The 22,363-nt window shown below is 71.3% G+C and carries 19 protein-coding genes; 8 read left to right on the forward strand and 11 right to left on the reverse strand.

Annotated elements, in window-relative coordinates; all coding sequences use genetic code 11:
- Positions 1 to 47 precede the first annotated feature (47 nt).
- Genes J5Y04_RS37320 through J5Y04_RS42540 form a run of 3 tightly spaced genes read left to right on the forward strand, consistent with a single transcriptional unit; the run spans position 48 to position 1,210 of the window.
- Positions 48 to 506 carry a hypothetical protein gene (locus tag J5Y04_RS37320; protein WP_209416983.1) on the forward strand — a complete coding sequence of 153 codons (459 nt, stop codon included), beginning with the start codon at positions 48 to 50 and terminating at the stop codon, positions 504 to 506.
- Positions 448 to 1,014: a hypothetical protein gene (locus J5Y04_RS43790; protein WP_307853504.1), complete on the forward strand. Its 567-nt coding sequence runs from the start codon at positions 448 to 450 to the stop codon at positions 1,012 to 1,014. Before J5Y04_RS37320 ends, J5Y04_RS43790 begins: the two co-directional genes overlap by 59 nt.
- Positions 959 to 1,210 (forward strand): helix-turn-helix domain-containing protein, encoded by a 252-nt coding sequence (locus J5Y04_RS42540; RefSeq protein WP_307853503.1) that lies wholly within the window; start codon positions 959 to 961, stop codon positions 1,208 to 1,210. The genes J5Y04_RS43790 and J5Y04_RS42540 overlap by 56 nt, the downstream gene beginning before the upstream one ends.
- Before the next feature lie 192 nt (positions 1,211 to 1,402).
- Here J5Y04_RS42540 and J5Y04_RS37330 read toward each other — a convergent pair whose 3' ends face one another.
- Together J5Y04_RS37330 and J5Y04_RS37335 are read right to left on the reverse strand one after the other, a co-directional pair.
- Entirely contained in the window at positions 1,403 to 1,810 is a 408-nt protein-coding gene (locus J5Y04_RS37330) for a hypothetical protein (protein ID WP_209416984.1), read from the reverse strand.
- Between the two features lie 959 nt (positions 1,811 to 2,769).
- The gene (locus J5Y04_RS37335; RefSeq protein ID WP_209416985.1) at positions 2,770 to 3,393 is read right to left on the reverse strand and encodes a LysE/ArgO family amino acid transporter; all 624 of its coding nucleotides are present in this window, start codon (positions 3,391 to 3,393) and stop codon (positions 2,770 to 2,772) included.
- 69 nt (positions 3,394 to 3,462) lie between these two features.
- Here J5Y04_RS37335 and J5Y04_RS37340 point away from each other — a divergent pair, with 69 nt between their 5' ends.
- Positions 3,463 to 4,377, forward strand: coding sequence for a LysR family transcriptional regulator ArgP (locus tag J5Y04_RS37340; protein WP_209416986.1), 915 nt, complete (start codon positions 3,463 to 3,465; stop codon positions 4,375 to 4,377).
- 863 nt (positions 4,378 to 5,240) lie between these two features.
- On the forward strand, positions 5,241 to 6,650 hold the full coding sequence (rho, locus tag J5Y04_RS37345; RefSeq protein ID WP_209416987.1) for a transcription termination factor Rho: 1,410 nt from the start codon (positions 5,241 to 5,243) through the stop codon (positions 6,648 to 6,650).
- A gap of 933 nt (positions 6,651 to 7,583) precedes the next feature.
- Here rho and J5Y04_RS37350 read toward each other — a convergent pair.
- Entirely contained in the window at positions 7,584 to 8,483 is a 900-nt protein-coding gene (locus J5Y04_RS37350; RefSeq protein WP_209416988.1) for a DUF4328 domain-containing protein, read from the reverse strand.
- Between the two features lie 346 nt (positions 8,484 to 8,829).
- Here J5Y04_RS37350 and J5Y04_RS37355 point away from each other — a divergent pair, with 346 nt between their 5' ends.
- Both J5Y04_RS37355 and J5Y04_RS37360 read left to right on the forward strand, forming a co-directional pair.
- On the forward strand, positions 8,830 to 9,510 hold the full coding sequence (locus J5Y04_RS37355; RefSeq protein ID WP_209416989.1) for a hypothetical protein: 681 nt from the start codon (positions 8,830 to 8,832) through the stop codon (positions 9,508 to 9,510).
- Between the two features lie 280 nt (positions 9,511 to 9,790).
- Positions 9,791 to 10,330, forward strand: a complete 540-nt coding sequence (locus J5Y04_RS37360; RefSeq protein WP_209416990.1) for an NUDIX hydrolase — start codon at positions 9,791 to 9,793, stop codon at positions 10,328 to 10,330.
- On the opposite strand, the gene J5Y04_RS37365 is transcribed toward J5Y04_RS37360, so the two are convergent.
- The 4 genes from J5Y04_RS37365 to J5Y04_RS37380 all read right to left on the reverse strand — a co-directional run bounded on the left by J5Y04_RS37365 (position 10,297) and on the right by J5Y04_RS37380 (position 14,937).
- Positions 10,297 to 10,893: an NUDIX hydrolase gene (locus J5Y04_RS37365; protein ID WP_307853500.1), complete on the reverse strand. Its 597-nt coding sequence runs from the start codon at positions 10,891 to 10,893 to the stop codon at positions 10,297 to 10,299. The genes J5Y04_RS37360 and J5Y04_RS37365 overlap by 34 nt on opposite strands.
- Positions 10,890 to 12,827 (reverse strand): ABC transporter ATP-binding protein, encoded by a 1,938-nt coding sequence (locus J5Y04_RS43080; protein WP_256463615.1) that lies wholly within the window; start codon positions 12,825 to 12,827, stop codon positions 10,890 to 10,892. The genes J5Y04_RS37365 and J5Y04_RS43080 overlap by 4 nt, the downstream gene beginning before the upstream one ends.
- Positions 12,824 to 13,150 carry a MazG-like family protein gene (locus tag J5Y04_RS37375; protein ID WP_209416991.1) on the reverse strand — a complete coding sequence of 109 codons (327 nt, stop codon included), beginning with the start codon at positions 13,148 to 13,150 and terminating at the stop codon, positions 12,824 to 12,826. Before J5Y04_RS37375 ends, J5Y04_RS43080 begins: the two co-directional genes overlap by 4 nt.
- A gap of 683 nt (positions 13,151 to 13,833) precedes the next feature.
- Complete coding sequence (locus J5Y04_RS37380; protein ID WP_245206245.1) at positions 13,834 to 14,937, reverse strand: M23 family metallopeptidase; 1,104 nt, start codon at positions 14,935 to 14,937, stop codon at positions 13,834 to 13,836.
- A gap of 723 nt (positions 14,938 to 15,660) precedes the next feature.
- Between J5Y04_RS37380 and J5Y04_RS37385 the strand changes: the two genes are divergently transcribed.
- The gene (locus tag J5Y04_RS37385; RefSeq protein ID WP_209416993.1) at positions 15,661 to 16,488 is read left to right on the forward strand and encodes a sugar nucleotide-binding protein; all 828 of its coding nucleotides are present in this window, start codon (positions 15,661 to 15,663) and stop codon (positions 16,486 to 16,488) included.
- Positions 16,489 to 16,763: 275 nt separating this feature from the next.
- Here J5Y04_RS37385 and J5Y04_RS37390 read toward each other — a convergent pair whose 3' ends face one another.
- From J5Y04_RS37390 to J5Y04_RS37405, 4 genes are all read right to left on the reverse strand, one after another.
- Complete coding sequence (locus J5Y04_RS37390; protein ID WP_209416994.1) at positions 16,764 to 18,488, reverse strand: AMP-binding protein; 1,725 nt, start codon at positions 18,486 to 18,488, stop codon at positions 16,764 to 16,766.
- A complete protein-coding gene (locus tag J5Y04_RS43375; protein ID WP_209416995.1) occupies positions 18,485 to 21,442 on the reverse strand; it encodes an aminotransferase class III-fold pyridoxal phosphate-dependent enzyme in 2,958 nt (985 codons plus the stop codon). The genes J5Y04_RS37390 and J5Y04_RS43375 overlap by 4 nt, the downstream gene beginning before the upstream one ends.
- Positions 21,439 to 21,699, reverse strand: coding sequence for an acyl carrier protein (locus tag J5Y04_RS37400; protein WP_209416996.1), 261 nt, complete (start codon positions 21,697 to 21,699; stop codon positions 21,439 to 21,441). Before J5Y04_RS37400 ends, J5Y04_RS43375 begins: the two co-directional genes overlap by 4 nt.
- A gap of 75 nt (positions 21,700 to 21,774) precedes the next feature.
- Positions 21,775 to 22,344, reverse strand: a complete 570-nt coding sequence (locus tag J5Y04_RS37405; protein WP_209416997.1) for a hypothetical protein — start codon at positions 22,342 to 22,344, stop codon at positions 21,775 to 21,777.
- Positions 22,345 to 22,363: the final 19 nt, after the last annotated feature.

The following is a 22,363-nucleotide window of genomic DNA, read 5'->3' on the forward strand; positions in this document are numbered from 1 at the left end:
TCTGGGGTGCGCCCGGTGCCGCCGCCGGGGTGGCTCGTTGGTAAGGCATGGCAGATGAGGTGGGTGCCGGGCCGGAGCGGGCGCCGATGGTGTGGGCGCTGGCGGTGCGCGAGTCGGCGGCCGGGGCGCCGTTCGCGGAGGTGATCGTGGAGGTCGGCCCCCGACTGCACGGCGACCTGATCGAGAACGTGGTGGACAGCGGGTTCGTCCTCGCGGCGGGAGAACCACCGGACACCACGGCGGTCGTGGAGATGCGGGGCGATCTGCTGGCGCGCCTGGTGCTGGTGGGCGGCCGGCAGGTCTGGGAGCCGGCCTCGCCGGTCGTCGCCTCGTCCGGATGGCTGTCGGCGGCCGGGGCCCGGGGCGGGGCGGTGGTGATCGTGGTGCCGCCTGGAACGTGGCCGCCCGGGCTGATGAACCTGGCACCGCAGGAGGATCGACGATCAGGTGAACAACCAGCCCGCCACCGCTGCGGAACTGTCGCTCTCCGTCGACATGTTGCGTGAGACCGCGAGCGAGCTGGCGGTCCGGCTTCGCGCCTCCGCGGACCTCACCGAGGCCGGACGGCCCGTCGAGTCGGCTCTGGAGGACGCTTTGTCCGCCTATACCGGTGCCCGGGCCGCGCTGCGCGACGTGCTGGAGGCGGCAGGGACCCGATGGACCGTGGACGGGGACTTCACAGACCTCGACCGGATCGTGGCTGAGCTCGCCGCAGCGGAGGAGGACGCCCGTACCCGCGAGGCCCGCATCGCCGAGCTCCGGACCAGGCACGGGATGTACGCCGATCTCCTCGGCCAGGAGGAGGACGAGATCGCCCGCGCCCATTTGACCCAGCTACGCGACCGGATCGCCGAACAGCTCGGGGAACTCGTGGGGGAGCGGCCCGCGGATGCCGATCCGGCTCTGCCCGGCCGTCATCGCCGCGCACCACCACATCTCGCTGCGCACCCTGCACCAGCTGTTCCGGACGCGGCCCGAGACGGTCGCCGCCACGATCCGCAGTCGCCGTCTTGAGCGCTCCCGTGTCGACCTCGTCGACCCGCGGCTGCGCCACCGCACGATCGGGGACGTCGCCGCCCGCTGGGGATTCCGCGCGCACGCGGACTTCAGCCGTGCCTTCCGCACCGCGTACGGCGTGGCACCCAGTGATGTCGGAGGGCCCGATCCGCAGGGACGGGGCGTCGAGGGTGTCAGTCGCCGCGGAGGCTGATGAAGGTGGCAGCGGGAGGCCGACCGGCTCCTGCGACGCGCAGGTGTCGAGCATCAAGGCCGTCGCGGACGACCACGCTGGCGCGCCTCGCAGCCTCCAGGTGGCTGCCCAAGTGCGTCGGGACACAGCAGGGGTTCGGCACCTGTGTGGGTGCCGAACCCCTGCCTCATGGGCGCTGCAGCGCCCCTCGCGTCAAGCCGAAGGCTTGGCGAATGCGGGCCTCACGAGTACGGAGAGAAGAGCCAGCACTGTCGCCGCGAAGAGCGTGAACAGGTGCTCCCCCGACAGCAGACCGTAGCCAAGCAGCACGACCTGCACGGATCCGGCCCCCACCAGGGCAGAGGAACCACGGGACCTCCTACTCGGCGACTGCATCGCCCACAGGCCCCGAGCCGCCCAACCGTTGATCCCAATCATGACAATTCCTACAGAAAGGAACCCGTACGGCAGGAGGCGCGGAGTGGGCGCCATCTCATCCTCGAAAGCGATACCGCCCGCAAGCAGCGGCATGGCAATACAGAAGAAGAGGGCGATCGCGATCGTCTCAAGCAGAATCAGGGCCATTGCACCCAGCAGGGCAGCAGTGGAGGAGCGGGTCATCTTGCCTTCCAGGCGTTTCGGTCGGATCGGCCGTGAGCCAGAATATCAATTTCGCACTCAGTGCGACAGTGAGTGCAAACCTCCGCCTGCCACCGCAATCGCGCGTCGGGTGCGAATCTGGGCATGACAGTCCACTGGGGACATCCTTCATGTGATCCAGCATATGCTGCCCGAAAAACCTACCCGTCGCATTGCTGTGATAGTCCATCGCATGATGCGAATTAGCAGCATCTTCTGACATATTGGGCGGCTGTCATGCTGGCATTGAATGAACAATGACGGCAGGTTTCGCGCTTCCCGCTGTTACCGTTGCTCCCGGGCCAAATTCCACCTCCCTTTCCTTCCTTGTTGGAGTGGTAAATTGTCAACTCGGAGGCATCGCATGCCTAGGTGTAGATAATCCAGCGACTCGGCCACTTGCAGAAATCCTTCTCAGGCTCGTTCATATGTCCATCGCTGCCATATGGCGCTGCACGCACTGCAGCCCAGTTTCCAGCGTCTGGGGCGATGTGAGCAGAACCGGGCTGCCGACCGTCCCGCGTGTGCCCCACCAGCAATGGCATCGGTCGGGCTTGTCGCCCGTCCACCACACCGATTCGACAAGCCGGCCGCACGGTCGGTCGGCGGCCGCAGATCCACGATGGTCAACCGGCTTCTCGCCGTCGGCGTCGCGCTGGCACGCAGGACCGGGTACGGCAGGGAGAGAAGCACGTCGTCCCTCGCCGGGTGGAGGGCTTCAAGGACAGCGACGGTGCGGGCGACGGCCTCAGCGACGCGCCAGGTCGCCGGGACGCCGTTGGTGTCGTCCTCTTCTTTGAAGGCCAGGTTACGCAGTGTCCAACGGTAGGGGCGGCCGGTCTCATCAAGCTCGATGCGCACGCACCCGCGCCGCAGGCCCTGGACAGCTGGTAACCGGATGTATTCGGAAGCTGCGGTATTCGGTCGGCGGTCAGGTCGCCCTATGCCCCGGCGACCAGCATCGCGCCCATCGCCAGCATGGTCGCCGCGACCAGGCCGTCCAGCACCCGCCAGGCCTTCGGCCGGGACAGGACGCCGCTCAGCAGCCGGGCGCCGAAGCCCAGGCCGGCGAACCAGCACAGGCTGGCCAGCGCCGCGCCCGTGCCGAAGGCCCAGCGCAGGTCGCCGCGGTTGGAGGCGAGCGAGCCCAGCAGGAGCACGGTGTCGAGGTACACGTGAGGGTTCAGCCAGGTCATCGCCAGGCAGGTCAGGACCGCTCGCCGGACGGACCCCGCCTCTGGTCCTCCGCCGGTGAGCGCGGCCGCCGGATCCGGGCGCAGCACCCGCCGGGCCGCCAGGAAGCCGTAGCAGAGCAGGAATGCTCCGCCTATCAGGCCCACTGCGGTCAGCGCCGCCGGCCAGGCCGTGACCACCGTGCCCACGCCCGTCACGCCGAGTGCGATCAGCGCCGCGTCCGAGACGGCGCAGATGGCGACCACTGCGAGGACGGCGTGCCTGCGGGCGCCCTGGCGCAGGACGAATGCGTTCTGGGCCCCGATGGCCACGATGAGGGAGAGCCCGGTACCGAAACCGGCGGTTACGGCGGCGATGGTGCTGCTGTTCATGGCTCCGACCGTATGGACCGCTCATCCATGAGTACAGCTAAAGATTCTTAGGTAACCTTAGCCGTACTTATGGACGAGCTTCCCCTGGACCAGGTCCGGACCCTGCTCGCGGTGGTCGACGAGGGCACCCTCGACGCCGCGGCTGCCGCCCTGCACGTGACCCCCTCCGCCGTCAGCCAGCGCGTCAAGGCCCTGGAGCAGCGCACCGGGCGGGTCCTGCTCCTGCGCACCAAGCCGGTACGGCTCACCGAGTCCGGCGAGGTGGTGGTCCGTTTCGCCCGCCAGCTGGCCCGCCTGGAACGCGACACCCGCGACGAACTGGGCCTGGCGGCCGAGCAGGGCCCGGCCCGGGTCCCGATCGCGGTCAACGCCGACTCCCTCGCGACCTGGTTCCTGCCCGCGCTCACCCAGGTGCCGCAGGACCCGCCGATCTGCTTCGAGCTCTACCGGGAGGACGAGTCCCACACCACCGCCCTGCTGCGCGAGGGTCAGGTGATGGCCGCCGTCACCTCCTCGCCCGAACCGGTGGCCGGCTGCACCGCGCGGCGGCTCGGGCTGGCCCGCTACCTGGCCGTGGCCACGCCGGAGTTCGCGGCCCGTCATCTCGCCGGGGAGCTGGCCCAGGATCTGTGCGAAGCCCCCACCGTGGTCTTCGACCGGCGCGACGAGCTCCAGGACGCGTTCGTCCGGTCCCTCACCCGGGGGCGGTCGGGCGCCGGTCGGACCCGCCACCTGGTGCCCGCTTCGGACGGGTTCCGGGACGCGGTGGCCGCCGGTCTCGGGTGGGGTCTCGTACCCGAACCGCAGGCCGGGCCGCTGCTGAGGGCCGGCCGACTGGTGGAACTGGCACCCGCCCGGCCCATGGACGTCCCCCTGTACTGGCAGCAGTGGAAGCTGGATTCGCCCGCCCTGTCCACGGTCGCCGAGGTCGTCGCGACGGCCGCCGCCGAGGCCCTGCTGGCCAAACCCACCCGCCGGCCATAGGCCGCCCGGGTACTCCCAGGCCGTCTGGCCGCCTCACGGCGGATGATCGCCGGTTTCGTGCGCGGCGGCGGGCACCCACTCGTGGCATCGGCCGCCGGGTGGGCTTCGCTGCGGCCACTTCACGCAGCTCCCTCGCATTCCCAGCCGGCGCTCTGCGCCCCGAATCCGCGCGCCGGGCGTCGATCGTCGATCGTCGTCCCGGGTAGGGCGAGCGGAAGAAGCGGGCGATCTCGTGGTGGGTGCACTCCTGGGCCGTGACGTGCGGGACGGAAACGGACCCACCCGGCGGAGCAGCTGCCGAGAAGGCCGGCCGCGGCCGGGGCACAGCGGCGGCCTGGGGAGCCAGGCGGCACGGCGGTGTGGGCGCCACGCCGGATATTCCTAAGCGCCACAGTGCACCGCGGTGCTACCCTGCATGAAGGCGACGCTGGACGCCCACCCCTCAGGGTGCGGGAACCAGGCGCCACTGCATACCGGGGCACCCCGCTACGGCGGGCCCGGATACAGGCGGACTTCCGCCCTTCCAGCGCTCCGTGCCTGGTCTATCGGCAACACCTGAGAGTCGCCCTCCGCGGCAGCGTCCCGGCGAACCGTCGCCGACGGGCAACCGACTCCACCTGCCAGGTCCCTTCGTGGCCGTGCAGGGGCCGGGCGTGCCGCCGGAACGCGGCCGCGCCGACCGTCCTGGCCCATCGTCCCGCGCCCGCCCGGGTGCTTCGGCCGGACCGCGGTCCCGCTCCCGGCGCCCGGCCGGCCGTGCCGCTCAGCGCTGCTCCGTGCCACCCACGCCGGGCCCGCCGCGCGCCGCCACACCCTTCGACACCCGCACGCCACACCCTTCGACATCACAGGAGTACCTTCTCGTGACGACCACCACCGAACCGTCGACCACCACGCCGCTGGACGGCCTGCTGAGGGCCGACCTCTACCAGCTCGCCTCCGCCCTCGGCATCCCGGGCGCCGCCCGCCTGCGCAAGGGCGAACTCGTCGAGGCGATCACCGCCGAGCGCTCCACCGACCGGCCTCCGACGCCGACGGCCGGTCCCCGGCCTGCGGACGTCGAAAGCCACGCCGGCCGTCCCGCACTTCCGGCGCCGCGAACGCGTGGCCGCTCCGACCGGCCGGAGCGGCCGGCCACCACCGTGGGGAACGACCTCGTCCCGGTCGCCGGTGTGCTGGACGTCCGCGAGGGGAACGCCGTCCTGCGCACCTCCGGCTACCTCGCCGGCCCCACCGATGTTCCCCTGCCCGCCGGTCAGGTGCGTTCGCTCGGCCTGCGGCCCGGCGACGTCCTGACGGGGGCGGCCCGCCCTCGTGCGGGCGGCGCCTCCCGCCCGTCGCTGGCCCGCATCGACACGGTCAACGGCAGCGCCGTCGAGGAGTCCGTGCCCCGGCCCGCGTTCCATGAACTGACGCCGCTGTACCCGCAGCAGCAACTGCACCTGGAGACCGACCGGCAGCAGCTGACCGGCCGCGTCATCGATCTGATGGCCCCGATCGGGAAGGGTCAGCGCGGTCTGATCGTGGCGCCGCCGAAGGCAGGCAAGACGATCGTCCTGCAGACGATCGCGGCGGCGATCGCCCGCAACCACCCCGAGTGCCACCTGATGGTCGTCCTGGTCGACGAGCGTCCGGAGGAGGTCACCGACATGCGTCGCTCGGTCAAGGGCGAGGTCATCGCCTCCACGTTCGACCGGCCCGCCCGCGAGCACATCGCCCTCACCGAACTCGCCGTCGAACGCGCCAAGCGCCTCGTCGAACTCGGCCACGACGTCGTCGTCCTGCTCGACTCGCTCACCCGCCTCGCCCGCGCCCACAACGCCACCGCCCCCTCCCACGGACGGACCCTCACAGGCGGCCTCGACGCCACGGCCCTCCAACACCCGAAGCGGCTCTTCGGCGCGGCACGCAACATCGAGAACGGCGGCTCGCTGACCATCCTGGCCACCGCCCTCGTCGACACCGGCTCCCGCATGGACGACCTGATCTTCGAGGAGTTCAAGAGCACCGGCAACATGGAGCTTCGCCTCGACCGACGCCTCGCCGACAGGCGCGTCTTCCCAGCCGTCGATGTCAAGGCCTCCGGCACCCGCCATGAGGAACTCCTCCTCGGCCGTGCTCGCACGCCCGCGACGTGGGCCCTGCGCAGGGCTCTGGGCGGTCTCGACGCCCAGCAGGCCGCGGAACTGCTCCTGGACCGGCTCAAGCGGACGGCCGGCAACGCCGAGCTCCTGCGCCAGGTGGTAACCAGCTCCCCGGCCCGCGCGACCTGAACCGACGAACCACTTCCTCCCCTGCGGAGGGCTTCAGCCGATCCGACCGCCGCCCGCAGCCGGGACTGGCCCGGAGAGCCGACCGTCATAAGGACCCCACGTTCGATCATGCGGAGCAGGTGGGGACGGCAGCGACGATCCGCCTCTGCCGTATCCGTGCTTGACGTCGCGCAGACCGTGGCGTCGTACCAGCAACCGGCGCGAACAGCTCGGCCGCCTGGATCGGTACCCCTGCGTGCACGTCCCGCGGTGGTCAGCCCACCCCCATCCGCATGTCTCACACACCAGGACGTACAGCCAACCACCGGTGCAGGCCCGTCAGGGACTTGGCGAAGGATCGCCCAGACGAGGCGAAGTCAGTAGCCGTCCGCGGGCAGGACTGAGCGCCCCGACCGTCGACTGCCGTGCGGCCCCCGGCCAGCCGAGCTCGGTTCCCAAGCACCCGCACGCTGGCACCGTCATCACACGTTTCCGCCGACCCGCTGAAGCACCGCGTCGCCGTGTCGGCCCGGCTGCGCACCAACGGGATCGGCGATGAACGACACCACCAACCACCACGTCCTGCTGACCCAACTCGGCACCTGCGCCAGGATCGAGCTCGTCGGCTTCCCCATGCACTGGTGGGAGCGGGCCCCAGCCCCTGTCGCCGAGCCAGCCCTTGCCTTCAAGGAACTCCCTGCTTCCGGGCCCCGCAGATGTGCCCTGCCGAGCACGACATCGAGCAAGTGGCGAGCGGCCGTCCGCCGCGCCCCCACCTCAGCAGCGCCCTGCCGCGCCGGATCAACGCAGCTCGCACCCGGGCGGCTACGGCGGAAGCAACCGGCGGTCCGACCCGAACCGGCGCGGGTGGATACGGAAGCCGTAGGCGATCAGCATTCGCAGGTCGGGACGCTGCGTCGCCGTCCTGTTCAATGCAGCACAGCGTTCGGACCGTCAGGCGGGAGGCCCGGCCTCCGGCGCGGTGGCATGCGGTGCGTCGGCGGATGCGGACGTGGCGGCGGACGCGGGTGTGGCGGCGGGTGCTGTGGCCGCAGTCGGGGGTGACGCCAGGGTTTGGACCCGGGCCTCCTGGGCGACCCGTGCCGCGAGCGGGTTGACCTCGGCCCGGCGGGCTTGCTGCATGAAGGTCAGCCGGTTGACCACCAGGATCGCCGCCACCGCCGCCACCAGGCGCAGCGCCGACCCGGCGACCTCGACCCGGATGGTGTTGCGCAGGTCATCCAGGCTGTCGAGGACCGCCAGGTCGACGCGGTGCATCGAGGCGGCCGCGATCCGGCCGAGGACGATCGAGCCGATCCAGGTGGACCACCACAGCGCGAGCACCTTCTCGGACGGCGCGCGTCGTCGTCCCTCGGCGTCCAGCGGGGCGCTCGCCCGCCAGCAGTCCACCATCAGCTGCCAGGGGAACCAGAGCAGGACGATGGGGGTGAACCAGGCCCCGATGGTCCAGCCGCGGCCGTGGCGGTGCCCGTTCGGCAGCAGCAGGTCGGCGTTCTCACGGATCCGGTGGAACCAGACGATGAACATCACGGCGGTGGCCAGCGCCAACGGGAGGAACACCCCGTTCAGCGCCTCCGCCACGGAGTCCACCGCGTCGAAGTCGTCGAGGCCGGCGTCGCCCGACCCGTCCAGCAGCCGGCCCAGGAGCAGGTCGCACCGGACGTCGACCGCGACCACCGCCGCCGCCAGGACGGCGTTCAATCCCAGCAGGACGTAGACCGCCGCGGCAAGGCCGTTCGCCGGACGGAGCGCCGCCGCCCAGCCGGGAGCCGCCTCCGCGCAGCCGAAGCAGCGGCCGCTGTCCGTCCCCACCGGGCGTGCCCCGCACGCCATACACACCATCAGATCGTCAACTCCTGGGAATCGCCATGCGGGCTCGACCACGCACGCCGGGACGCCACCACCCCGACCGGGACGGGCGCGCCGACTCTAGGGGATCCGCGACGTCGGCTGCCAGCGAGAATTCCCAGCTCAATGGCGGTTTCGCCACATACCCGACAGATCAGCGGGTCGGCGGCGACGGACGCCCAACGCCGGTCCACCTCCGGCATCCGGGGGCGGGTGCGTTGTCGGTGCTGACAGGATCGGGAAACCGAACGTCGAGTGGCACTGCCGACGACTACTACCGTGCCGAGTCACGCGAGGCCTGGGTGTCGGTGGCATCGGGTTGGATGAGCATGTGACTGTCTATGACGTGGCCCGCCGCCTTCCCGCCATCGCCGACCTGCGGGACCTGTGTCGTTCACTGGCGATGCTCGATGCGATCCTGAGCCCGGACTGGGAGGGGCGCTACCACTCCTACAACGCCGCTTGGGCCGACGGCGAGGAGATGGCGTCGATGCGCAACGGGTCGGGAGACGAGTACTCGATCGTCTTCTCGGCGGCCGGGGCCTATGTGCGGGGCTTCGATCACGAATCGCCGATGAGCCCCTTCGGCAACGACGGCGAGCCCTGGCCGGGCGTTGTTGACGAGGTCCCCGAGCTCTTCAAACCCTTCGTCGAGGAGCCGGCGTTCACCGACGACGAGGGGGTGCCCGTCGTGACGGCCTGCTTGTGGCGGGGGCCGACCGACGAGCGGTGGCACCACGGGACGATCGACTTCCCCGAGGGTGCTGTCGATCCTGACGGGGCGACGAGCCTGTTCAGCCTCCTGGTGGACCGTTCGCCGGAGGCGTTCCAGCGTTTCGCCGAGGACTACTACGAGGTCTCCATCGACCTGGGGGCGGTGAGCCAGGTTCAGGCTTTGCGGCCGCTGGACCAGGAACTCGTGTCGTTGCTGAACCCTGAGGTCAGCTTGGCGGACCTGGCTGAGGACATCTCCGAGATCGGCTACCCGTGGCTGGACCCGGAAACGGACTGAACGCTGTCGATCCTTCGGATGAGGTGCTCGGCGTGCTGGAGCAGGAGTCCACGTGGTGCCGTGAAGTGATGGATCCGGCCTGGTCGGGCGAGTTCGGCCCGGGTGCTGCCGCGCTGGTCGAGCCGTAGCGAGCGGCGCCCGGGCTGCTTGCCGATCTGCTCTGCCACCGTCACCCGATCTGGTGGTTTCCCGGACGCACCCCACCCGCTGTCAGGGTCCGGCTGCCGACCGGAGGCGCAGTAAGCACCCGGGCCGGGCCCCGGGTCGTACAGTCCTGGCCATGGCCGACACCACCGCGTCGTGGCGCGAGATCGAACGCACCACCAAGTTCAGCAAGTTCGGGCGGTCCGTCGACCGCGTCGACTTCGAGCTGCCCGACGGACGGAAGGAGGAGTTCTACCTCAAGCGCGAGCGTCCGGCCGGCGCGGTGCTGGCCCTCACCCCCGACCAGCACGTCATCCTGGCCCGCCAGTACCGGCCCGGCCCGGACCGCGTGCTGTACGAACTGCCCGGAGGCTTCATCGAACCCGGCGAGCAGGCGGCCGAGGCCATCGCCCGGGAACTGCTGGAGGAGACCGGCTACCGGGGCGAGGTCAACGCCGCCGGACCGTACTGGCACGACGCCTACTCCGACGCCCTGCGCGTCGCCTTCTTCGCGACCAACTGCGTCAAGGTCGCCGAGCCGACCCCGGAGCGCACGGAGTTCATCGACGTGGTCACCCTGCCCCTGACCGAGTTCCGCACCCGCGTGCTCCGCAGGGGCGAGATGACCGACACCGCCGCCGCCTACCTCGCCCTGGACTGCCTCCGGCTCCTGTAGCCCGGCATGGGTGGGCGGGCTGGCGTGGCACCTCCCCTCACCCGCCCGGCCCGGGAGGCCCCGCGACCGAACGGAGCACCACCACCCGACCCGCCGCCCGCGACCGCGACCGGCCGCCAGCCGGGCCGCGCCCGCAAGCGCTGCAGCCACCCGAGGACCTCGCGGTGGCCGTCGCTGGTCGGCGGGAGGTCGTCCAGGTCCGCCCAGGTGTACGCGTCGTGCTCGGTCGGCGTCACCGCCGTGCCGTCCGGAACGGTCGCGGTGAAGACGAACTGGCGGGTCCGGCGGCCCCGGGAGTCGGTGAAGTCCAGGGCACGCACGTACTCCACGTCCGTGCATTGGATGCCGCTCTCCTCGAAGAGCTCCCGGGCCGCGCCCGCGTCGGGGCGCTCGCCGTCCTCCAGACCGCCGGCCGGGTAGTCCCAGAGACCGGGCAGGACGTCGTCCGGCTTGCGGCGCAGCATCAGCACCCGGCCGGATACGTCGAAGACCACGACGCCGGCGGCCGGCCTCCCGAAGCCTGCGTCGAGCGCCTGGCGGGCGAGAAGGTCGTACGGGATCACGTTGTGCTCCTGTCGGTGCGCTGCGCGGGCAGCTGCCGGCCACGGTCGTGCTGAAGGGCGCGCAGGTCGGCGAACATGCCCGGGGCGCCGGCCAGTTCCTCGAAGCTGCCTTCCTGGATCACCAGGCCGTGGTCGAGGACGACGATCCGGTGAGCCACCTTGGTGTTCTCCAGGTTGTGGGTGACCAGCACGGTGGCGCAGTCCTTGGCGATCTCGGCGAGGCCGTTGAAGATCCGGTGCTCGGCACGCGGGTCCATCGCACCGGTCGGCTCGTCGAGGATCAGCAGCGTGCCGGACTGCGCCCGGTGGAACGCGGCGGCGGTGACCACGCGCTGCCACTGCCCTTCGCTGATCTCGGCGCCGCCCCAGAACTCCTTGGCCAGCAGGGTGTCCAGGCCGCTTGCCAGCTCGGCGATCACCTCGTCCGCGCCGGTGGCGGCAGCGGCCTCCAGCACGGCGGCGTCCCCGCGCCCGGTGGGCTGCCCCAGGGTGATGTTCTGGCGAACCGTGAGCGGCCAGTGCGAGAAGTCCTGCTGGACCAGCGCCGTCTGCCGCCACAGCAGGTCCGGGGCCATGTCACGCGTGGAGACGCCGTCCCAGGACACCGTCCCGGCGTCGGGCAGGGTGAGGCCGCACAGCAGCTTCATCAGCGTCGACTTCGCCGCACCGTTCACGCCCACGACCGCGACGATCTCGCCCCGGCGGACGGTGAAGTCCACGCCCCGCAGGGCGGGCCGCTCCGAGCCCGGGTAGGTGAAGGTGACGTTCCGTGCCTCGATCACCGCCGTCCCGGCCGGCGGTGCGGCCACACCGCGGTCGAGCCGCTGCGCCCTGGCCATCTCGATGAACGACCGCCAGTCGCCGACGTACAGGCCGGTGCGGTGGACGGCCGCGGAGTAGTTCGCGGCGGAGTGGAGGTCGGCGGCGGCCGAGCGCAGCGCGATGACCGCCGTGCCGGCCGACGCCAGGGTGACGTGGCCGCTGGCCAGGAGCCAGGCGAGGCCGCCCCAGACCAGGAACGCGCCGATGCCGGAGGCGGCGGCCCCGTACAGGCCGAGAACGGCACTGCGGCCGGCGGTGGCGTCGGTGGCGTCGGTGACCCTGGCGGCGGCCCGGCGGTAGATGCGCAGCAGGAACGGGGAGATGGTGTTGGAGCGGACCTCGGCGGCGCAGCGGCGGTCGCACAGGAACCAGCGCAGGACGTTGGCCGCGCGGGTGGCACCGAAGGTGGCCATCATCGCCCGGTAGAAGGCGTTGGCCGCTGCTGTGCGTGCGAGGGCCTGCGGGATGACCGCCAGGACGAGCAGCGGAAGAAGCACCGGGTGGATCGTGGCGATCACGATCCCGGCGGCGACGAGGTTGGCGGTGTAGCCGATGACGTCGCGGGTCTGGGAGAGCAGGTCCCGGGTGGAGCCCGCGCCCCGGTCGGCCGCGTCCCAGGCGGCCTGGAACTTCGGGTTGTCGTAGGCGACGACCTCGGCGTGGGTGGCCGCGTCGATCAGCTCCAGCTCGGCGGCTCGGGCGATCTTCGGGCCGATCCGGTCGGCGACCCACTCACCCACGATGCGGAGCACGGCGGCCGTCCCGGACATCGCGGCCAGGAACGCGACGGACGGGACCGAGCGCGCCAGGCGATCCGCGATCGGCGCGTTGTCGGCGACGAGATGGGTGATCATGCCGGTGGTGGCCAGGAGGCCGAAGCCCGATGCCGCCGCCGACGCCGCCGCGCACGCCAGGAGCGTGATCAAGGCGGTGCGGTCGGCCTGCCGGCCCAGGCGCAGCGCCAGGACCAGGAGTCGGGGCAGGGCGCGGGCGGTGGCCCGCAGGGTGGTCTTCGAGCCGTCGATGATCTCCGCGTCGCTGCTCGGGGGCTGCCACTCCATCATCGCGGCGGCGTCGGCGTCGTCGGCGTCTGTCGTGGTGGGGGTGCTCAAGTGCGGGCCTCCCCGGTGAGTGAGCGGCCCGCCAGGTGCTGGAGGTGCTTCTCGAAGACTGCACGCGGGTCGGCGCCGGTGCGGGCGATCAGGATCAGGGCGGTCACGGCGGCGTCGCATGCCTCCGCACGCACGTCGTCCACGTTGTGGGACAGGCCCTTGCGGGGGTTCATCCCGAGCATCCCGATGACGGCCTCGGCGACCTCGCCGGCCTCCTCGCAGAGCTTGAGGGCTTGCCCCAGGATGGCCTGCTCGGGAGGCACCTTGGACAGTGAATTCAGGCTCTGTATAAGTGAGTTGATAATCTCCCAGGAGGTTTCCATGGCGTTGAATCCTGCCGCTGTTCGATCGGCTCGTTCAACCCCGGCGGTTCCGGGCGAGCCTGGGCCGAACAGCCCGTTTTCGATTCCGGGCAGTCGCCGACTGTGGGCCCGGTCGACTTGCCCGGCCGGGCCGTGTGGCCGTTCTCGCTTGTTGGCGAATGTTCAAGAGAGTTGGCGGGTCATGGGTGCAAGAGCGATCAGATGGCACTGAGTTGCGGTCCTGTCGCACTGCAGTTGGCCAGTTCTCACTCAATCTCATCGGAGCTGTCGGATTCTCACTGCTTCACCCGCCGCACTGGTGATGAAGATCTCGGAAGACGGCCAGGGCTACTCACGGTTCCCCACTCAGTCCGGCCTTCAACTGAGTGGGGAACCTCAGCGAGCATCACGAGCTTCGCGGGTCGGGGCCGCCCCGCTCGTGCAGTGTGCGGGCCGTGCCGGCCGGTCAAGGGCGCCTGCGGCGGCGCTTCGCGCCGGCTGTTTTAACGGGTTCTTTCGGCCCCGCCCCCTCCATCGGGTGAGGTTTCACGGCCTGCCGTGCAACGGAGTGGTGGGTGTGACGAAAAAGCGTGCGGTGACCGATAGCTGTGGTGTGCCGCGCCCGCCCCGATGCGTCCCGACAGGATGCGGCCGGGCGGGCGCCGTGTTGTCGGCGCCCGCCCGGGGGATGTGCCGGAGTCGGGTCAGAACTCCAGCACCTCGCGGTCGAGCGGATACTGCGCACGGTGAGGGCCCTCGTACGGTGAGGGCGTGATCGGCAGGACGCCGGTCGGTTGCAGGCCCAAGTTGTCGTCCCAGATCCGGGGTTCGACCTGCCCGAGGACGCGGAACTGCTGGAAGGTGAACGGCGGGCTGTCGGTCGGGAAGAACTCGGCCGTGGTCATCACCTGGAAGTGCAGGTGCGGGGTGGTGGAGTTGCCGCTGTTGCCGATCAGCGCGAGGACCTGGCCGGGTTCGACGCAGTCGCCCTCCCGGACGTTGAGCGAGCCGGGCTGCAGGTGGCCGTAGAGCAGGTAGCGGCCCGGTGCGACTTCCAGGGTGATGTGGTTGCCAACGGTGTCCTCGATCGGCGGGATTGGCGGCGTGTGGGGCGGCGGGTTGTCCGGGATTCCGTCCTGGACCTCCACCACGCGGCCGCGGGCCGCGGCCGCGACCGGCTGACGGTAGCTCAGGTAGCTCGTGAGCTGGGCGGGGTCGCCCTCCCAGGACTGCCCTTGCTCGCCGACCCGGTACCAGTCGATCGCGAAGCGCTGCGGCACGCCGAAGCGGCCGTTGATCGGGGCGAGGCCGCGCCGGTGGTGGGTGTTGCCGCAGCACGACTCGCTGGCGTACCAGGTGCCGGGGAGGACCGGCGGGTTCAGGTTCAAGGGCGCGGTGCGGGCGGTCGGGGTGGCCTGCACTGTCTCGTCGAACGCGGAGGGGCCGGAGGCGGTCAGGATGGCACCCGAGAGATGGTGTACGAGGACCTCGGGCGCCGCCCGGCCGTGGTCGAGGGTCAGGTCGAGCCAGATGATCCACTGCTGGGAGCCCTGGATGACGGTCGGCGTCGGCGCCGGAGGCGGCGGGGTGTACCCGTCCGCACCGGGCAGGGGGTCGCCCACCGGATTGGCGGCCTCGGCCAGCGCCTGCCCGCTCAGCGAGCCGATGACCTGTTGGGTGCGGGCGTCTTTGACGTCGACGCGGTCAAGCCGCACCGGCGTGCTGCTGGACAGTGCGCTCGTGGTGAGCAGTTCGTACGAGAGGTGGGTCTTGCCGTCCGTGGCGTCGAACGGCGTCGGTTCGGTCATCACTGCCGCCGTCAGCGGCGTGAACTGTGTGCCGGGCGCCAGAGCGGCCGCGCCGGTCCCGTATCCGGGTCCCGCTGAGGCCACCAGCATGCCGACTGCGAGCACGGCTGCGGCGAGCCCGCGAAGTAGAGGGCCGCGACCAGTGCGGTTACGAGGGTCGTGCTCTGCCATTGTGCTCTTTCATTCGTCGGGTCCGGGGCCGTGAAGGACGCCGGCACGCCCCGCGCCGAGGCGCAGGCCCATGCAACCCGGAGGCGCACCGCTTCGGGCGGAGGCCACCGGAGTCAGGTGTCGAACTACACCCGTCCAGCCGCACGCGGGTTTGCGCCGCCAACTGGACCAAAGGCGCCACTGCGCCATCTGACGTCATGTCGGAACTATGGGCACGGGTGGGGCCCAAAGAACCCGGAACTCAGGTGGGGCCAGCCGAACCCGTATAAGCGGAGCCAAAACTAGCCGTTATAGACAGCTGGCCTTCGGCCACCCTGGACGGTCCGTCCCGCCCCCTGGACCTGGTCGGCTATCGGGCGGCCCCTCCCGAGCGGCGTCCGTCCGCAGGTCAGCGTGCCGCAGGGTGGGGAATCGCGCGAGCAGGTCTGGGGAGCGCCCAAGCGGGGGGTGGGAAATCCAGGGAGCCTCATCACTGGTGCCCCTGACCCGTCTCAGCGGAGTCTGATCAGTCTCATCAACGCGTGAGCGGCACCTCCTCTACTGTGTCGCACCATGACCATCCTGATCGTCGGAGGCAGTGGATTCCTGGGTGCCGAGCTGGTCCGCCAGGCGGCAGCGGCGGGCCATACGACGGCTGCGACCTTCGCCAGCCGGCCCGGTAGCACTTCGAAGGTCTCGTGGCACGCCCTCGACCTGCGCGACCTTGACCGCATCGAGGCTGTCATGGCCAAGGTGGGGCCTCGTGTGGTCGTCAACGCGACGAGCGGCGGACCCGATTGGAGGGTCACGGCCGAGGGACCGGTCCGCCTGGCGATGACCGCGGCGAAGCACGGCAGCCGCCTGGTCCATGTATCCAGCGACGCCGTGTTCTCCGGTGCCCACGTCCACTACGACGAATCCTGCTTCCCCGACCCGCTCACCCCCTACGGCGCCGCGAAGGCTGCGGCGGAGACCGGCATCCGCCTCGTGAACCCGGGCGCAGCCGTCGCCAGAACCTCCCTGATCGTCGGCGACCGGCGATCGGAACACGTACGCGCGGTGCACGACCTCGTGGCAGGCATCCGTACCGGTGCCCTGTTCACCGACGACATCCGCTGCCCCGTACACGTCGCCGACCTGGCCGCCGCCCTGCTGGAAATCGCGTCGAGCGACCTGTCCGGCGTGCACCACCTGGCAGGATCCGATGCCGTGAGCCGCCACGAACTCGGCACCCTCATCGCCCGGCGCGACGGGCTCGACGCCTCCCGCCTCCCCACCGGCCTGCGGGCCGACAGTGCACTCCCTGGAGCACTCGACGTCCGCCTCGACAGCCGGGCCACCCAGCAGCGGCTCCGGACCAGGCTCCGCGGCGCCCGCCAGTTCCTCGCCCTGGGGACGTGAGCTCCTGTTCCAAGGTGAGGCGATCGCCCACGCTCAGACTCCGGTGAAACGGCGCAGACGTCGATGGGGCGGGACAGTTCCGGAGCCCTGTGCCGTCCCCACCGTGTGAGATCCGGTTCCGCGAGAGCCAACTCGGCTGAGAACAGCGTCGGAGTCCGTTCCCACACCACCTGGCAGCCCTACTGGTCAGAGCCTCATTCGTTGCCAACTCGGATGAGACGGGTGAGAGTTGCGGTCCTGTCGCACTCGAGCTGGCGGCTTCTTGCTCGGTCTCGTCAATGTGGGGCGGTGTCCGGGCTGGTGGGTTTGGTGGTGGGTGGGGTGGTGTGGAGGAAGAGTTCGCGGGCTTTGGTGCGTTGGAGTTTGCCGCTGGTGGTCTTGGGGATGGCGCGTTTGGGGACGAGGTGGATGGTGGTGGTGTGGATGCCGGTGTGGGTGGTGATGGCGGCGTGGATGGCTTGGCGGAGGGTGTGGTGGTGGGTGGGGTGGAGTTCGGTTTCGGCGATGAGGTGGAGTTCTTCGGTGTCGGTGTGGTCGGGTTGGTGGGCGAGGGCGATGACGGCGCCGGGGCGGATGCCGGGGACGGTTTCGGCGGCGTGTTCGATGTCGGTGGGGTAGTAGTTGGCGCCGCGGATGATGATGAGGTCTTTGGCGCGGCCGGTGATGCGGAGGTTGCCGTTGCGGAGGTAGCCGATGTCGCCGGTTTTCCACCAGCCGTCGGGGGTGGTGGCGTTGGTGGTTTCGTGGGGGAGGTTGTGGTAGCCGGTGGTTTGGGAGGGGCTTTGGAATTGGATGTGGCCGATGTGGTTGTCGGGGAGGGGTTGGTTGTGGGTGTCGGTGATGCGGATGCGGGTGTTGGTGAGGGGTGGGCCGCAGTCGACGATGTGGAGGGCGTCGGGGCTGTTGGGGTCGGTGTCGGTGGCGGTGTGGTGGGTGGCGGCGGTGTGGCGGTTGATGGAGTCGTGGGTGAGGGGGGTGTCGGGGTGGGTGGTGGTGATGACGAGGGTGGCTTCGGCCATGCCGTAGGCGGGGGTGAAGGCGTTGGGGGGTAGGCCCCAGCGGGTGAAGCGTTCGATGAAGGGTTTGATGGTGGCGGGTTTGACGGGTTCGGCGCCGCACAGGGCGATGCGCCAGGTGGAGAGGTCGATGCCGTTCAGGTCGTCGTCGTTGACGCGGGTGGTGAGGTAGCCGTAGGCGAAGTTGGGGGCGGCGGCGATGGTGCCGTGGTGGGTGGTGATGTGGTGGAGCCATTCGGTGGGTGCGCGTAGGAAGCGGGTGGGGGGCATGAGGACGGTGTCGGCGCCGGCGTAGAGGGGGCACATGAGTCCGGTGATCAGGCCCATGTCGTGGTAGAGGGGGGCCCAGCTGACGGTGGTGTCGTGGGGGGTCCAGTGCAGGGCGGTGGTGAACTGTTCGCAGTTGGCGGCGAGGTTGGCGTGGGTGATCTGGACGCCTTTGGGGGTGCCGGTGGAGCCGGAGGTGCATTGGATGAGGGCGAGGGTGTCGGGGTGGGGCGGGTTGAGGGGGTGGGTGGGGGCGGTGGGGTCGAGGGCGCGGGTGTGGAGGGTGTCGGCGTTGATGAGGCGGGTGTCGGTGGGGTGGGGCAGGGCGGTGATGACGGTGGGGGTGGTGATGAGGGCGGCGGGGCGTAGGTAGTCGAGGAGGTCTTTGAGTTGGCTTTCGAAGCCTGCGGCGCCTCCGAGGCGGGCGGGGACGGCGATGGCGGTGGGGGTGGCGCCCAGGAGTTGGGTGCCGAGGAAGGCGGTGGTGAAGGGTGCTGCGGTGGGCAGGCACAGGACGATGCGGTCGCCGGGGCGTATGCCGTGTTCGGCGAGGGCGGCGGCGGTGCGGGCGGCGGCGTTCAGGAGGGTGTCGTGGCGCAGGGTTTCCTGGTGGGTGGTGTCGTGGGCGAGGGTGACGGTGGGTGCGTGGTGGCCTTGTTCGGCGCTGGCGAGCAGGGCGTGGAGGATGGTGGGGTGGCGGGGGTGCGGGCGGGTCATCGGGGGCGCTCCTTGGTGGTGGCGGTGTTCGTCTGCCCGGTCCAGGGTTGGACGGTGAGGGTGTGGGCGGTGGTGCGGGCGGGGTGGAAGTGGTGGCGGGCGGCGAGGTCGCGGGCGGCGTGGACGCCGTGGGGGGTGAGGGCGCCGTAGGAGGGGCTGGGGGTGTGGGGTTCGAGGCCGAGGAGGATGGTTTCGGCCATGCAGGAGTAGAGGATTCCGGGGGGCAGGGTGATGCCGGGGAAGTGGGGTTGCTGGTGGTCGGGGAGTTGGATGCGTCCGCCGTTGACGAGGGTGACGCCGGGTGTGGTGGCGAGGTCGGGGTGGGCGTCGCCGGGGACGGCGAGGTCGCAGACGAGGACGTCGGGGCGGGCGGGGAGGTGGTGGGGGAGGAGGACGGGGTCGGCGGAGTTGGTGGCGGTGATGATGGTGGGGCAGTCGGTGAGGGCGTCGAGGTCTTCGCTGATGCGGATGTCGGTGAGGTGGCCGAGGCGTTTGGCGAGGGTGTGGAGGCGCCTGGCGGAGCCGGGGCGGCCGACGAGGAGGAGGGAGTCGCAGTGCGGGGCGGTGAGTTCGGCCATGACGGCGCCGATGTTGCCGATGCCGCCGACGAGGCCGGCGTGGCGGGTGCCGGGGGCGTGGGTGGTGAGGTGGCGGCGGATCAGGTCGTGGGCGCAGGCGGCGGTCAGTGAGTTGCCGGAGGTGATTTTGATGGTGTCCTCGACGACGGCGCGGGCGGCGTCGGTGACGATGGAGGTGTGGCCGCCCAGGCCGATGGCGCGGGCGCCGAGGGAGCGGGCGAGTTCGACGGCTTCCAGGACGGTGTGGCGCAGCCAGTTGCCGTGGCCGGCGCGTAGGGCGGTGGTGGCCTGGGCGGCGGTGAACGGGGCGGCGATCATGATGACTTCGGTGCGGGTGCCGGTGGGGGAGGTGATGTGGTGGCGGGTGACTTCGAAGGGGTCGAGTTCGCCGTGCATGCGTTCCAGGGCGGCTTCGCACTGGGGGGTGGTCCAGGGTGCGAGTTCGGGGGCGAGGGAGGGGAGTTCGGCGGGGATGTCGAGGTTGGCGAGGAAGGCGACGCGGGGGGTGTCGCCGGGGCGGGCGGGGGGTGGTGCGGGGCGGGTGGTGCGGGGGCGGGGGATGTGGCGGGGTGGCTGCCAGGGGCCGGTGGGCGCGGTGGTGAGGTGGTCCAGGAGGGTGGCGTAGTCGCCGTGGGTGAGGAGGGCGGCGACGTCTTCGAAGGCGGTGCCGATGCGTTCGATGTCGTCGGTTTCGAGTAGGGCGGAGGGCTGGACGCGCACGGTGGTGGGGGCGGACAGGGTGGGGATGACGCGGATGCGGTGGGTGTGCAGGAGGCGTCCGGCGATCAGGTAGCCGAGTGATTCGGTGTCGAAGACTTCGCGCAGCAGGCCGGAGGCGGGCCGGGGGAGGTGGAACTCGACGCCTTGGAGCAGGCCGCGTCCGCGGACTTCGGCGATGGCGCGGGGCCAGCGGGCGGCGGCCTCGTCGAGGCGTTCGCGCAGGAGGAGGCCGGTTTTGGTGATGCGTTCGCGCCAGGACAGGGCCAGGTCGAGGGCGGCGGTGGCGATGCGGGCGGAGAAGTCGTCGTCGGCGAAGGTGGAGGTGTGGTGGCGGCCGAACTGGGGGACGTAGCGGTCCTCGGTGACGAGCAGGGCGGAGATTTTGGCGAGGCCGCCGCCGAGGGATTTGGAGAACAGGTAGTAGTCGGCGTTGACGCCGCTGTCCTGGGAGGCGAGGAAGGTGCCGGTGCGGGACATGCCGCACTGGATCTCGTCGAAGACCAGGGCGGCGTCGTGGTGGTCGGCGAGGTGGCGCAGGGCGGCGAGGGTGGCGGCGGGGACTTCGTGGACGCCGGATTCGCCCTGGAGGGGTTCGGCGAAGCAGGCGGCGAGCGGGGAGAGGTGGCGTGTGGTGGAGTGCGGGATGCCGGCCGCGTCGATGGTGACGGGGTGGATGGTGACGCGTTCGCCGTCCAGGGCGGTCCGCACGGCGTGGGGTGTCCAGTCGTCGAGGCGGTGGTGGCGTGGTCCGGGGACGTGGAGGTCGGCGGGGACGTTGCCGCCGTGGGTGAGGGGGCCGGCGCCGGCGGTCTTGCCGTGGAAGGCGCCGCGCAGGGAGACGAACAGGGGTTCGGCGTCGCGTACGGCCTCGCAGCGTTGGAGGGCTTCGGTGAGGACCTCGGCGCAGGGGCGTCCGGTGGCGGGGCCGCCGGCGCAGGGGACGTCGGCGAGGTTGTCGCGCCGTACCCGGCGCAGGGCCTGTTCGAGGTCTTCCTGGAGGGCGCCCAGGCGGCGGCGGTGTTCGACGGTGGCGTGTTTGACGGCGGCTTCCACCGCGTCGGCGCCGGTGCTGCCGAGGGTGACGACGTAGGAGGCGCCGGTGGTGGCGCCGACGGCCCGGGAGAGCCGCTGGGCCAGTTCGGCCGCGGCGGGGCGGATGCTGGCCTGGGCGTTGAAGGGGACCTGTTCGTCGAGGCAGCGCCGGGCCACCGCCAGCAGGTGGGGGTGGTTGTGCCCGAACAGTGACGCGCCCGCGCCGCCGACCAGGTCCAGCACCCGCTCCCCGCCGGCCACGGCGGCCGTGGTGGCCGCGGTGCTCGCGCTGGAGGTGTCCGTGCCGGCCGCGGTGGCCGCGGTGCTGGGGGTGCCGGCGTCGGCCGTGGTGTCCGTGCCGACGGTGTCCGGCGCGCCCGTGGCGGCCGTGCCAGCTGCGGTGCCTGCGGTGCCGGCGGTGGTGTCCGCGTCGGCCGTGGTGTCGGTGTCGGCCGTGCCGGCCGTGCCGCCCCCGGTGTCGGTGTCGGTGGTGTCGGGGAGCGGGGGGCGCAGGGTGAGGTGGTCGCCGTGGCCGCTCTGGTAGACCGCGTCCAGGCGCAGGGCACGGAAGAGGCGGGCGAACTCGGGGCGGGTGTGGCGGGCGAAGGCGTCGTCGGTGTTCATGAGGGCTGCCCGTCGTGTGCGGTGCGGGCGGCCAGGCTGGCGCCGACCTGGTGGGCGACGTCGCGCAGGGTGTGCATCGCGGCGGCCTGTTCGTCGGAGATCTGCACGCCGAACTCGGACTCCATGTCGACGACCAGCGTGATGGAGCGCACGGAGTCGAGGCCGTAGTTCACGAGCGGTACGTCGGGGTCGAGTTCGGCCACCTGCAGCTGGTGGCGGAACATGCCGTCGACGACGTCCAGGATGGTGCGGTTCATTGCGGGTTTTCCCCCTCTTCTCCTGCGCTGTTCCTTCGCCGGCCGGGCCGGGGAGGACGAGGTGGGCCGTGGGGTTCAGCGCCGTACCGCCACGGCGAACGAGAGGTCCGCCGTGGAGCGGACCCACACCGGTACCCGGCGCCCGTGGTGCGAGGCGGTCAGGGTGCCGGCGTGCCGGGCGAGCCGGATCTGCCAGAACAGGAGGCCCTCGGGCGCTCCGGTGGTGTGCATGGCCTTGAAGGCCGCCTCCTTGGCGGCGAACAGCTCGCGCGGGGTGTACGGGCCGGCGGGTTCGAGCAGCCGGTGGCGTTCGGGCCCGGCGAGGACGAAGCCGGCCACGCGGGGGGCGATGGCCGCGTTCTCGAGGTCGGTGCCGACCGCGCGGGCGCCGGGGACCACGACGGCGACCGCCAGGCGGTCGGTGTGGGAGATGGACCCGGGGTAGCCGGGCGGGAAGAGCGGCCGGCCGCCGGGGCCGCGGGGCACGTGGTGTGCGCCGGGCCCGGCCCCGGCCGCGTGCAGGGCCGCGGCGGCCGCGTGCCGGCCCGCGGCGTGCTGCTGGGCCGGCCCGTGGGGCCAGGGCACCGGGCAGAACCGGGCCCAGGCCCCGGTGACGCCCGCGGGGACGTCCGGTACGTCCGGCACGGCCGTCACCGCGGGCCCG

Origin of the sequence: Kitasatospora sp. RG8, from assembly GCF_017813315.1 — a bacterium.
Taxonomy (GTDB): Bacteria; Actinomycetota; Actinomycetes; order Streptomycetales; family Streptomycetaceae; genus Kitasatospora.